The sequence below is a fragment of the Sphingomonas phyllosphaerae genome (assembly GCA_036946405.1).
Classification (GTDB): domain Bacteria; phylum Pseudomonadota; class Alphaproteobacteria; order Sphingomonadales; family Sphingomonadaceae; genus Sphingomonas; species Sphingomonas phyllosphaerae_D.
Genome location: JAQIJC010000001.1, coordinates 1,074,462 through 1,087,079, shown reverse-complemented (window position 1 = coordinate 1,087,079; position 12,618 = coordinate 1,074,462). Strand labels below are relative to the sequence as shown.

Annotated in this window: 11 protein-coding genes; 9 read left to right on the top strand and 2 right to left on the bottom strand. The window is 66.9% G+C overall.

The window, feature by feature from the left end; translation table 11 throughout:
- The first annotated feature begins 112 nt into the window (after positions 1-112).
- From PGN12_05055 to PGN12_05025, 7 genes are all read left to right on the top strand, one after another.
- On the top strand, positions 113-1,126 hold the full coding sequence (locus tag PGN12_05055; protein MEH3103255.1) for a DNA topoisomerase IB: 1,014 nt from the start codon (positions 113-115) through the stop codon (positions 1,124-1,126).
- Position 1,127: 1 nt separating this feature from the next.
- Positions 1,128-2,294 carry a mechanosensitive ion channel family protein gene (locus tag PGN12_05050; protein ID MEH3103254.1) on the top strand — a complete coding sequence of 389 codons (1,167 nt, stop codon included), beginning with the start codon at positions 1,128-1,130 and terminating at the stop codon, positions 2,292-2,294.
- Positions 2,295-2,660: 366 nt separating this feature from the next.
- On the top strand, positions 2,661-3,932 hold the full coding sequence (locus tag PGN12_05045; GenBank protein MEH3103253.1) for a dicarboxylate/amino acid:cation symporter: 1,272 nt from the start codon (positions 2,661-2,663) through the stop codon (positions 3,930-3,932).
- 52 nt (positions 3,933-3,984) lie between these two features.
- Entirely contained in the window at positions 3,985-4,365 is a 381-nt protein-coding gene (locus PGN12_05040; GenBank protein ID MEH3103252.1) for a glycine zipper 2TM domain-containing protein, read from the top strand.
- A gap of 174 nt (positions 4,366-4,539) precedes the next feature.
- Positions 4,540-4,989 carry a MaoC family dehydratase gene (locus tag PGN12_05035; GenBank protein ID MEH3103251.1) on the top strand — a complete coding sequence of 150 codons (450 nt, stop codon included), beginning with the start codon at positions 4,540-4,542 and terminating at the stop codon, positions 4,987-4,989.
- 23 nt (positions 4,990-5,012) lie between these two features.
- Entirely contained in the window at positions 5,013-6,191 is a 1,179-nt protein-coding gene (locus PGN12_05030) for an acetyl-CoA C-acyltransferase (GenBank protein MEH3103250.1), read from the top strand.
- Between the two features lie 391 nt (positions 6,192-6,582).
- Positions 6,583-7,086, top strand: a complete 504-nt coding sequence (locus tag PGN12_05025; protein ID MEH3103249.1) for a pyridoxamine 5'-phosphate oxidase family protein — start codon at positions 6,583-6,585, stop codon at positions 7,084-7,086.
- 175 nt (positions 7,087-7,261) lie between these two features.
- Here PGN12_05025 and phaZ read toward each other — a convergent pair whose 3' ends face one another.
- Positions 7,262-8,509 carry a polyhydroxyalkanoate depolymerase gene (gene phaZ, locus PGN12_05020; GenBank protein MEH3103248.1) on the bottom strand — a complete coding sequence of 416 codons (1,248 nt, stop codon included), beginning with the start codon at positions 8,507-8,509 and terminating at the stop codon, positions 7,262-7,264.
- Positions 8,510-8,663: 154 nt separating this feature from the next.
- Between phaZ and PGN12_05015 the strand changes: the two genes are divergently transcribed.
- Entirely contained in the window at positions 8,664-10,439 is a 1,776-nt protein-coding gene (locus PGN12_05015; GenBank protein MEH3103247.1) for an ABC transporter transmembrane domain-containing protein, read from the top strand.
- A gap of 68 nt (positions 10,440-10,507) precedes the next feature.
- On the top strand, positions 10,508-12,043 hold the full coding sequence (locus PGN12_05010) for a hypothetical protein (protein ID MEH3103246.1): 1,536 nt from the start codon (positions 10,508-10,510) through the stop codon (positions 12,041-12,043).
- 224 nt (positions 12,044-12,267) lie between these two features.
- Here PGN12_05010 and PGN12_05005 read toward each other — a convergent pair whose 3' ends face one another.
- Positions 12,268-12,519, bottom strand: a complete 252-nt coding sequence (locus tag PGN12_05005) for an ATP synthase F1 subunit epsilon (GenBank protein MEH3103245.1) — start codon at positions 12,517-12,519, stop codon at positions 12,268-12,270.
- Positions 12,520-12,618: the final 99 nt, after the last annotated feature.

Below are 12,618 nucleotides of genomic sequence, written 5' to 3'. Positions count from 1 at the left end.
GGACACGGATAGTCCCGCGCCCCAACCCCCCGCGCCGCGCGCCCGTTCCGGGAACGATGCGCCGGCCTTGCGCATTTCGAAGGCCGGGTCACAGCACCGCGGAAGGGCACAGGTGGCAGGCAATATCGTTTTCTTTGAGGATGATACGCCCGGTATCACGCGCAAGCGCACGCGCCACGATGCCTGGGCCTATTACGATGCGAGCGGCAAGCGGATCACCGATCGCGACGAAATCGACCGGCTGAACGCGATCGGCCTGCCCCCGGCCTATACCGATGCGTGGTTCTGCCCCGATGGCGACGGCCATATCCAGGCGGTCGGCTGGGACGAAAAGGGCCGCAAGCAATATCGCTATCACCTCGGCTTCCGCGCGCAGCAGGAGGCGGCGAAATACGATCTCTGCGCGCCGTTCGGCCGCGCGCTGACCAAGCTGCGCGCGCGTGTCGAGGCCGACCTCGAACGCCGCCGCCATACCAAGGAACGCACCGTCGCCGCGGTGGTCAAGCTGCTCGACGTCGCCGCGCTGCGCATCGGCAACGAGACCTATGCCAAGACGAACAAGAGCTTCGGGCTGACCACCCTGCGCGATCGCCATGCGCAGATCAGCGGCAGCACGCTCAAGCTGGAATACAAGGCAAAATCGGGCAAGATCCGCAAGCTCAAGATCACCGACGGCAGCCTCGCGCGCTTCGTCAAGAAATGCCAGGACCTGCCCGGCCAGAAGCTGTTCCAGTATGTCGGTGACGACGGCGAGCCGCACGCGGTCACCTCGTCCGACGTCAACGCCTATCTCCGCGCCTCGATGGGCGACGATTTCACCGCCAAGCATTTCCGCACCTGGGGCGCGAGCGTCGTCGCGTTCGAGACGCTGATCGAGGCGGAGGCGCCGATCGGGCTCAAGGCGATGCTCGAACCGGTCGTCGCGCATCTCGGCAATACCCCCGCCATCGCGCGCAAATCCTACGTCCACCCGGCGTTGATCGAACTCGGCAAGGACAAGGCCGCGCAGGCCGCGTTCCGCCAGACGCTGCGGCTGCCGCGATCGACGCACTATCTCACGCGTACCGAGCGCGGGCTGATCGCCTTCCTCGAAGCCTGCGGTGCCTGTGAGCTGAAAGCCGCCTGACATGAGCAATACCAATGCCGCCGCCGCGCAGAAGGCGGCGTTCGACACCGATCGCGTCGGTCAGCAGGCCGGCGCGCTGCTCCACTCCAGCCTGATCTGGTTGCAGCAGCATTGGCTGCAAATCCTGATCGCGGTCGGCATCGGCGTCGCGATCGCGCTGCTGCTGTTCTGGGTCCGCGCGTTCGGGCCACGGCTGGCGCATCGCAGCGCGTCGGGCAAGGGCTGGGCCGCGGTGCTCGGCCGCGCGATCGAGCGCACCAACGCCTTCTTTATCATCATGCTCTCCGCCAAGCTGGTCGACGGCTATGCCGCCACTCCGGCCGACGTCGACAAGACGATCACCTTCCTGTTCACCGTCGCCGCGGTTTTTCAGGCCGCGATCTGGGCGCGCGAGCTGATCCTCGGCGCGATCGAGCACCGCACCCGCGACGAACATTATTCGGGCGAGGCGCTGATGAGCGCGATGGGGCTGATCCGCCTGTTGGTCAGCTTCGCGGTGTTCGCGATCGCGCTGGTCGTCGTGCTCAGCAATCTCGGCGTCAACGTAACCGGCCTCGTCGCGGGGCTCGGGGTCGGCGGCATCGCGATCGGTCTGGCCGCGCAGGGCATTTTCGCCGACCTGTTCGCCGCGCTGGCGATCATCTTCGACCGCCCGTTCCGCCGCGGCGACAAGGTCAGCTACGGCACCACCAGCGGCGTGATCGAGGCGATCGGCCTCAAATCGACCCGGATACGCGCCTTCACCGGCGAGCTACGGATCATCTCCAACCGCAATCTGCTCGACAAGGAGATCCAGAACACGTCGCAGCGCGATCACGTCCGCGTGTCGTACACGATCGGCGTCGCCTATGAGACGCCGCCCGGGACGCTGGAGCGTATCCCCGCGATCCTCACCGAGCTGGTCGAGGCGGAAGGCGCCAAGGTCGCGCGCGCCGGCTTCGAGTCGTTCGGTGCGTCGAGCCTCGACTTCGCGTTGCAGGTCGACACGCCCGGCGACGACTGGGCGACCGCGCACAATGTCCGCAACCGCCTGCTGGTCGCGATCATCCGCCGCTTCGCGCAGGAGGGGATCACGATCCCCTACCCGACCCAGACCACCTACACCGCCGCACCGGACGGGACGCTGGTGATGCCATACGCGGAGCCGGTTCAGTCAGCGAAGGACTGAGCCCACAATCGCCGTCGCCCCTGCGCAGGCAGGGACCCATGTCTGTCGCGTGCGTCAGAAACATCTGTCACACGGCAGCCGCCCATGTGTCAGATCTTACAAAAGGACGACACAGAGATAGGCCCCTGCCTCCGCAGGGGCGACGGCGTGTTTGGTAAGCGTCCGCCATACCCAGACCCGTCATTCCCGCGAAGGCGGGAATCCAGAACCTCTGACGTGGCGGCCCCTGCCCTAACCTGCGCGTCTGGATTCCCGCCTTCGCGGGAATGACGGGTCTGGATGCCTCCCCACCCCCAAAAGCCCCGCTCCCCACCCACAAACGCAAAGTTGCTGGCACAAACCTCAGCGCCCTCTCACCTCGGCAACATGCAGAAACCTTCCTTCACGGTGCAGGTGTTCGCCGGCATGGCGATCGGGGTCGCGCTCGGCTTCGTGGCGCGCACCGCGCCCGATGGTGCGCTTGCCGAAACGCTGCGCCTCATCGGCGAGAGCTTCGTCAAATTGCTCAAGGCGCTAGTCGTTCCGCTCGTCTTCACCGCGCTGGTCGCCTCGGTCGCGGCGTTGCGCGACCTCGGCAATGCCGCGCGACTGGTCGGTCAGACATTGCTGTGGTTCGCGATCACCGCGCTGATCGCGGTCGCGATCGGCCTGACCCTCGGAACCGTCCTTCAGCCCGGCGCCCACGCGGGTGTCGCTGCCACCAGTGCCGTCGCACCCGGCACCACCGGTTCGTGGCTCGATTTCCTGCGCGGGCTGATCCCCGGCAATGTCCTCGGGCTGGAGGCATCGACCAAGCTCAAGGACGGCGCCGCCACCACCGGCATCTCGTTCAACGTCCTGCAATTGATCGTCGTCGCAATCGCGGTCGGCGCGGCGGCGGTGAAGGTCGGCGCGGCCGGTGAAGCGTTCCTCTCCGTCAACGCCTCGCTGCTGACGATCTTCCGCCAGCTGCTGCGCTGGGTGGTCCGGCTCACGCCGCTCGGCACCGCCGGGCTGATCGGCACCGCGATCGTCCGCTACGGCTGGTCGTCACTCGCCGCGCTCGGCAGCTTCGCGGGCGCGGTCTATCTCGGGCTCGCGCTGGTGCTGTTCGGGGTCTATCCCGCGCTGCTCGCTGCCAACCGCCTGTCACCGCGCCACTTCTTCGCAACCGCCTGGCCGGCGATCCAGCTCGGCTTCGTCTCGCGCTCGTCGATCGCGACCTTGCCGGTCACCGAGGACGTCGCCGAGAAGGCCGGCGTCCCGCGCGACTATGCCGCCTTCGCGGTGCCGTTCGCCGCGACGACCAAGATGGATGGTTGTGCCGCGATCTACCCCGCGGTGTCGGCGCTGTTCGTCGCGCAATATTACGGCATCGCGCTTCATGCCCCCGATTACGTGCTGATCGCGCTCGTCTCGGTGATCGGCTCGGCGGCGACCGCCGGGCTGACCGGCGCGCTGGTGATGCTGACGCTCACGCTCACCACACTCGGCCTCCCGCTCGAGGGTGCCGGACTATTGCTCGCGATCGATCCCATTCTCGACATGGGGCGCACCGCGGTGAACGTCGCGGGGCAAATTGTGGTCCCGCTGATCGTTACACGGCGTGAAAAGCTGCTCGTTCCCGATCCCGGACAGGCCGTAACGCAACCCGCATGAACCCTTCCGTGCCTGCAACGTTCGTGCAGGCACTGGAAGGAGTATGATCGAGATGAAGAAGGCTCTGCTGACGGCGCTGGCGATCGCCACCGTCTCCGCCCCGATCGTCGCCGCTCCGGCGGCGGACGCCCAGCGTCGCGACCGGGATTATCAATGGCATGGCGACCGCGATGACTGGGATGCGGCGCGCGACTATCGCCGCGGCAACTATCGCGAGCGTCGCCTGAGCCGCGAGGATCAGGTCTATCGCGGGCGTGACGGCCGCTCCTATTGCCGCCGCAACGACGGCACCACCGGTCTGGTGGTCGGCGGCGCTGGCGGCGCGTTGCTCGGCAACCTCGTCGGCGGCGGGCTGCTTGGCACGCTGGCCGGCGGTGGCGCAGGCGCGCTGCTCGGTCGCGAGATCGACCGCGGCAAGGTGCGCTGCCGTTGAGGCGGCCGGTCCGCGCCGGAGCGTATCACCGGCGCGGACGATCCGTTTTTAGAAGGTCGGGTCCGGCGCCCGTTCTCCGAATATAACACGAATTTCTTGTTTTCGGTTCGCGCCGGCTTGCGAGCGGCTTGTCGATGCGCCTACACAACCGCCAGAGGTTGGGAGAGAGGCGCCGTGACGCTCGACGAAGTGGAGGCCGCGATCGGACGTACCAGCGTCTCGGCGTGGATCACGGTGACGCAGGCGATGATCGACGCCTTCGCCGAGGCCACGGGCGATCGCCAATTCATCCACATCGATCCCGTCCGCGCTGCCGCGACGCCGTTCGGCACCACGATCGCGCACGGCTTTCTCACCTTGTCGCTCCTGCCCCTGCTGATGGCCGAAACGCCCGACCTGCCGACGGTCAGCGGCGCGACGATTCACGTCAATTATGGCGGCAACCGCGTCCGCTTCCTTGCCCCCGTTCCGTCCGGCGCGCGCATCCGCGCCCATTCACGCCTGCTGTCGTTCGAGCAGAAGCGCCCCGGCCAATATCAATCGACTTCCGAGGTCACGATCGAGATCGACGGGCAGGAGAAGCCCGCGATGCTCGCCGAATGGATCACTCATATTTTCGTCTAGGCTGCACCGAAAGGCCCTGTCCCATGCGCTCCGCCGTTATCGTCTCCACCGCCCGCACGCCGATCGGCCGCGCCTATCGCGGCGCGTTCAACAACCTGCCCTCCCCGACGCTCGCCAGCCACGCGATCAGGGCCGCAGTCGAACGTGCCGGCGTCGATGGCGCGGAGGTCGACGACGTCGTGCTCGGCGCCGCGCTGCAACAGGGGCATCAATCGCCGAACATCGCGCGCACCAGCCTGTTGCGCGCCGGGTTGCCGACAAGCGTGTCCGGCATGTCGCTCGACCGGCAATGCGCCTCCGGGCTGATGGCGATCGCCACCGCCGCCAAGCAGATCGTGCATGACGGGATGCAGATCGCGATCGGCGGCGGGGTCGAGAGCATCAGCATGGTGCAGACCCCGGAGATGCGCGTCGCCCCCGACCCCGAGCTGCTGGCGATGCATAAGGATATCTACATGCCGATGCTCCAGACGGCGGAGATCGTCGCCAAGCGCTATGGCATCTCGCGCGAGGCGCAGGACGAATATGGCTATCGCTCGCAGATGCGCACCGCCGAGGCACAGGCCGCCGGGCGCTTCGATGCCGAGATCGTCCCCGTCACCGCCACCAAGGCGAACGTCGACAAGGAGACGAAGGAGGTTTCGCACGAGCAGGTCACGCTCACCAAGGACGAGGGCAATCGCGCCGACACCACGCTGGAGGGGCTGCGCGGGCTGAAGCCGGTGCTGGGGCCGGACCTCAACATCACCGCCGGCAATGCCTCGCAGCTGTCGGACGGTGCGTCGGCCAGCGTGCTGATGGAGGAAAAACTCGCCGAGCAGCGCGGGCTGACCCCGCTCGGCCGCTATGTCGGCATGGCGGTGGCCGGCACCGCGCCCGACGAGATGGGCATCGGCCCGGTCTTCGCGATTCCCAAGCTGCTCAAGCGCAACGGCCTGACGATGGACGACATCGGCTTGTGGGAGCTGAACGAGGCGTTCGCGGTGCAGGTGCTCTATTGCCGCGACAAGCTCGGCATCCCCGACGACTTGCTCAACGTCAACGGCGGCGCGATCTCGATCGGCCATCCCTATGGCATGTCCGGCGCGCGGATGGTCGGCCACGCGCTGATCGAGGGCAAGCGCCGCGGCGCGAAACACGTCGTCGTCACGATGTGCGTCGGCGGCGGCATGGGCGCGGCCGGGCTGTTCGAGGTGCTGTGACGTTGAACCGTTAAGACCGATGCGCTATGTATCGCATCGGCGATGACATAGCGCCTTTTCGGGAGCCTCGATCGTGCCAGCGGTCGAGGCTCTTGGCGTTTGGGGTCCGGCTGCCAGACCGAACCCCGCCCGGCCCTAGTTCTTTCGGGCGACCTCAACGACCTTCAGCACAAGCGTGCCAAAGGCGATCAAGAGCCCCAGGATCGAGGACAGTTCGGTGAGTGACATAGTTCACCTTTCCGGTTTTGCAGCGTGATTGCTGCGGGTCCGTTTATGTCGCTGGCCGTCGTTAACGACAACCAAGCGGGGCGGTAGAATGCCGTTTCCACCGCCCCGGCAACCAACGCCCCCGCCTCTCGTTCTCCCGTCGAACCCGAACAGGAGATGCGACATGGCCGATGCCAACACCGACCCGAAGAAGCTGAAGCAGGATCTCTGGAAGAAGATGGCCGACAGCCCGTTCGTGATGGTCGGCCCGGCGGATGGCCATGCGCATCACGAGCCGCTGACCGCGCAGCTCGACGAGGATCAGGTCGACACGCTGTTCTTTTTTATCGGCAAGACCAACCGGCTTGCCGATGGCGGGCGCGTCATGGCGCAATATGTGTCGAAGGGGCACGATTTCTTCGCCTGCCTCGACGGCACCGCGCGGATCGACAACGATCAGGCGCAGATCGACAAGCTCTGGAATAAGCAGGCCGAGGCGTGGTTCCCGGAAGGCCGCAATGACCCGAACCTCGCGCTGCTGCGCGTCGACATCGGCTCCGCGGAACTGTGGGAAACCGACATGTCGCTGTCGGGCCGGGTGAAGATGCTGTTCGGCGGCACGATCAAGGCCGGCGAGGAAGGCAGCCACGCCAAGGTCGAGACGACGGCGGAAAACAGCGCAGCATAACCGTCGCCCCTGCGCAGGCAGGAGCCCATGTCTGTGGCTTGTCGCGAATCGTCTGACACATGGTCCGAACCTCATGTGTCAGACCGAGCCGAAGAACGAAGCAGCCATGGATCCCTGCCTTCGCAGGGATGACGAAAAACGGGCCGGTCGCTACGCAGCGACCGGCCCTTTCGTATCAGCTGTTCGCCGCCATCCATTCCTCGACCACCGGTGCGATGCGGTTGCGCCATTTCGAGCCGTTGAAGATCCCGTAGTGGCCGACCCCCTCGGCCATGTAATAGCGCTTCTTCTCGTCCGGCAGCACGCTTGCGATCGTCAGCGCTGCCTTGGTCTGCCCCAGCCCGCTGATGTCGTCGCGCTCGCCCTCGATCGCCAGCAGCCCGACGTCGGTGATCGCGCCGGTATCGACGCGCCGTCCGCGATGCATCATCTCGCCCTTGGGCAGGCTGTGCGACTGGAAGACGGTGTCGATCGTCTGGAGATAGAATTCCGCGGTCATGTCGCACACCGAGCGATATTCATCATAGAAGCGCTTGGTCGCCTCGGCGCTGTCGTCGTCGCCGGTGACGAGATGCTTGAACAGCTCGTAATGGCTCATCATGTGATTGCCGAGGTTCATGGTCATGAACCCGGACAGTTGCAGGAAGCCCGGATAGACCTTCCGCCCCGCGCCCGGGTACAGCAGCGGCACCGTCGCGATCACGTTCTGCTCGAACCACGCGAACGGCCGCTCGGTCGCCAGCGTGTTGACCGCGGTCGGCGCCTGACGCGTGTCGATCGGACCGCCCATCATCGTCAGCGTGCGCGGGCGGCACGGGTTACGGTCGGCACTCATCAGCGCTGTCGCGGCGAGGCACGGTACCGACGGCTGGCACACCGCCAGCATATGTGCGCCGTGCGCCCCGTCCGCCGCGCCGTCCTGATCCGCGCCGATCGCCTCCAGGAACGCGATCAGATAATCGATATAATCGTCGAGATCGAACCGCCCTTCGCGCGTCGGCACCAGCTTCGCGTCGCGCCAGTCGGTGATATAAACGTCGGCGACCGGCAGCATCCGCTCGACCGTACCACGCAGCAAGGTCGCGAAGTGGCCCGACATCGGCGCGGCGATCAACAGCCGCGGCCCGCCCTCCACGCCTTCGCGGCGGAAGCGCTTGAGTTGTCCGAACGGGCGTTGCAGCACGATCTCCTCGACCACCGCCACGTCGCGCCCATCGACGATCGTCTTCTCGAAGCCGAACGCCGGCTTGCCGCGCGACGCCGAAGCATGCGCGAACACCTCCAGCGCCGATGCCATCACCGGGCCGCCACCCAGATAGGCGAACGGATTCGACGGGTTGTTCAGCCAGTTGGCGCCCACCGTCGCCATCGCACTGGCCGAAGCCAGCCACGAGCGCTGGAATTCATAGGCGTCGTACAACATTCGCGTCTTCCTTCCCCGGCCCCGCCGGTGCGGCGCCTATAGCAACTTCGCCGGTCGCAACGCGACTGCAACGATTGCAGCCGGCTTTGGTCCCCGGTTCGTCACCCTTCGCGACACGTTGAGCGGATCGGCACGCGCTGCTAGGCCGCCCGCCATGGCCAGCGCTTCCGACGTCGCTCCTTCCCGCCGCCTCGGCAACCTGGCGATGGTCTTTCGACACGCCCGCAAATACCCGCTCCAGATTACCGCGGCGTTTAGCGCGCTGGCGGTCACCTCGGGCGCGACGATCGCGATCCCCTACAGCTTCAAGCGCGTGATCGATCGCGGCTTCGCCGGCAACGGCGCATCCGCCGAGTCCGTGGCATCGTCGTTCCATTACATGCTGATGATCGTCGTGGTGCTCGCGCTCGGCACCGCAGTGCGCTTCTATTTCGTCGCCTGGCTGGGCGAGCGCGTCGTCGCCGACATCCGCACCGAGGTGCAGCGGCATCTGATGACGCTCAGCCCGTCCTTCTACGAAACCAACCGCCCGTCCGAAATCGCCTCGCGGCTCACCGCCGATACCGGCCAGATCGAGACGGTGGTCGGTAGCACGGTGTCGATCGCGCTGCGCAACTCGTTTACCGCGATCGGCGGGCTGATCTACCTGTTCGCGATCTCGCCCAAGCTCGCGGCGATGCTGCTCGCGGGCATCCCGCTCATCATCGCGCCGATCGCCCTGCTCGGGCGGCGCGTCCGCAACCTGTCGCGCACTTCGCAAGACCGGATCGCGGATGTCGGATCGATCGTCGTCGAAACGCTGGGCGCGATGAAGATCGTCCAGGCGTTCGGCCAGGAGGCGCGTGAAAGTGCGCGCTTCACCGATGCGGTCGAGGCGACGATGGCGGCGGCGCGCAAGCGGGTGGCGCTGCGCGCGATCATGACCGCAATCGTCATCGGGCTGATCTTCGGCGCGATCACGTTGGTGTTATGGGAAGGCGCGGAGGATGTCGCCGCCGGGCGTCTGTCGGGCGGCGCGATCGCCGCCTTCGTGCTGACCGGCGGGATCGTCGCGGGCGCGTTCGGCGCGCTGACCGAAGTCTATGGCGATCTGCTGCGCGGTGCCGGCGCGGCGGGGCGCTTGAGCGAATTGCTCGCCGAGCATCCCGAGATCGCGCCGCCCGCGCATCCGGTGGCGCTGCCGCAGCCGCCGCAGGGCCGCGTGGCGTTTCGCAACGTCGAGTTCCGCTACCCCAGTCGCCCCGATGTCGCCGCGCTCCACGACTTCACGCTGGAGGTCGCCCCCGGCGAAACGCTGGCGGTGGTCGGCCCGTCCGGCGCCGGCAAGTCGACCCTGTTCCAATTGCTTCAGCATTTCTACCAGCCCGCGCGCGGCGAAGTGCTGGTCGACGGGGTCGACCTCACCCGCGCCGACCCGTCCGAGGTTCGTGCGCGGATCGCGATGGTGCCGCAGGAAACGGTGATCTTCGGCACCAGCGCGCGCGACAATCTCCGCTACGGCCGCTGGGACGCCGATGACGCGCAGGTCTGGGCGGCGGCGGAGGCGGCCAACGCCGCCGACTTCCTCCGCGCCTTGCCAGAGGGTCTCGACACCTTCCTCGGCGAAGGTGGCGCACGGTTGTCGGGCGGGCAGCGCCAACGCGTCGCGATCGCGCGCGCGCTGCTCCGCGACGCGCCGATCCTGTTGCTTGACGAGGCGACCAGCGCACTCGACGCCGAAAGCGAGCGGCTGGTGCAGGACGCGCTCGAGCGGCTGATGGCGTCGCGCACCACGCTCGTCATTGCGCATCGCCTCGCCACCGTTCGCGCCGCGTCGCGGATCGTCGTCATGGACGGTGGCCGGATCGTCGAGGAAGGCGATCACGCCGCTCTGATCGGCGCGGGTGGCCTCTACGCACGGCTGGCGAGCCTGCAATTCCACGACGCTTGATCCGCGTCGCTTGACGCTCCGCGCCCGGCTCGTACGCTACGCGCGGGGAAGACGGACGGGGGTGGATGATGCGCAGGATGTGGGCAGCGCTGGCGCTGGCCCTGGGGGTCGCCACGCCGGCGACCGCGACGTGGCAGCAGGCGTCGTCGCGCCATTTCATCGTCTATTCGGAAGATGAACCCGACAAGGTGACCGAGTTCGCGACGCGGCTCGAGCGGTTCGACAAGGCGATGCGCGTGATGCGCGGCATGGACGATCCGGCGTTCAGCCCGACGCAACGCGTGCACGTCTTCGTGGTCAAGGACATCGCGGCCTTGCAGAAGCTGCTCGGCGCCCGCGACATGGCTGGCGTCTATATGCCGCGGCTGTCCGGTCCGGTCGCGTTCGTGCCGCGCAAGACCAACGACACGGGGAAGCTCGCGCTGACGCCGCAGGCGGTGCTGCTCCACGAATATGCGCACCATTTCATGTTCTCGTCGTGGGGCGACCGCGCGTTCCCGGCGTGGTTCGTCGAAGGCTTTGCCGAGTTCAACGCAACGATGGTCTTCGAGTCCGATCGGCTGCTGATCGGCGCGCCACCGCTCTATCGTGCCTATGGGCTGATCGACGACCAGATGCTGCCGATGCGCGATTTGCTGACGATGTCGCCCAGCGACAAGCGGCTCGACCCGAATCAGCGGCAGGTCTTCTACGGCCGCTCGTGGCTGCTCACCCATTACATGCTGCTCAACGCCGAACGCCGCACGCAACTCGCCGCCTATCTGAAGGCGCTGGAGAGCGGCGGCGATCCGAAGAGCCAGATGGCCCTGCTCGGCGATCCACGCAAGCTCGACAACGCCCTCAACAACTATGCGCGAAAGGCGCTACCGATGCTGGGGCTTAAGATCGAGACGCTGCCGATCGGGCCGGTGACGACGCGCGCGCTGTCGCCGGGTGAGGAAGCGATCATGCCGGTGGTGCTCCGCTCGACGCGCGGCGTGAACACCAAGACCGCGCCCGCCGTCGCGGTCGCCGCGCGAAAGGTCGCCGCGGACTGGCCGAACGATCCCGCGGTGCAGGTCGCGCTCGCCGAGGCCGAATACGATGCCGGGGCCTATGCGGCCGCCGATGCCGCCGCGGCGCGCGCGCTCGCCGTCGATCCGAAATCACGCAAGGCGTTGATCTATCGCGGCATGGCGCAGGCCGGGCTGGCCGAGAAGGAGCATGTCACCGATGCGGCGCGGTGGAAGGCGGTGCGGCAATGGTTCATCACCGCCAACCATCTCGACGCCGAGGATCCATGGCCGCTCGTCGCGCACTATCAGGCGTTGCGCAGTTCGGGCGGACCGATGAGCCCCAATGCCGAGAAGGGCCTCGACTACGCCTTCTCGCTCGCGCCGTTCGACACCGGGCTGGCGATGCAGGTCGCGGCGATGCACATCCGCAAGAAGGAATATGGCGCCGCGGTCCCGGCGCTGCGCCGCGTCGCCTACGATCCGCATGGCGGCGCGCTGGCGACGATGGCCGGCGCCGTGCTCACCGCGGTCGAGAGCAAGGACAGCACGGCAATCGACACGATCGCGGCGGCGATGGAGGACAAGAAGGACGACGACGGCGAGAAGTAAGGACGACACCGCTTCGCCGTCGTCCCGGGCTCGACCCGGAACCCCGCTTCTTCGCCTTGCCGTCGTTCAGGCTCGCCGGTCCACCCAACCGTCATTGCGAGCGCAGCGAAGCAATCAAAGGCCGGATCACGACGCCCTGGATTGCTTCGCTACGCTCGCAATGACGAAAGTACAGGGCTTCGAGGATCAACCCCGAAGCGACATTCGGGGAAGCGTCGAACCGCTTACCCCGCGTGCTCGGCCAGCACGGTCAGCCCGCGCGCATTGACCTCGGCGAAGCCACCGCGGATCGCGATCGCTTCCGGCTGGCCACCGGGCGTCTTCTGCACCAGCACCGCGCCGTCGCGGATCGTCGACATGAACGGCGCATGGCCTTCCAGCACCGCGAAATCGCCGTCGGTGCCGGGCACGGTCACCATGTGAACGTCCTCGGAAATGAGCAGACGGGCCGGCGTGACGAGTTCGAAATGCAGCATATTATAACCTCGGCTCCCTCTCCCCGGTGGGTAGAGGGCTGGGGTGAGGGGTAGTGGCGGAGGGGTGCGACAGCTACTGGCGGTAGCTTTGGTGGCTGC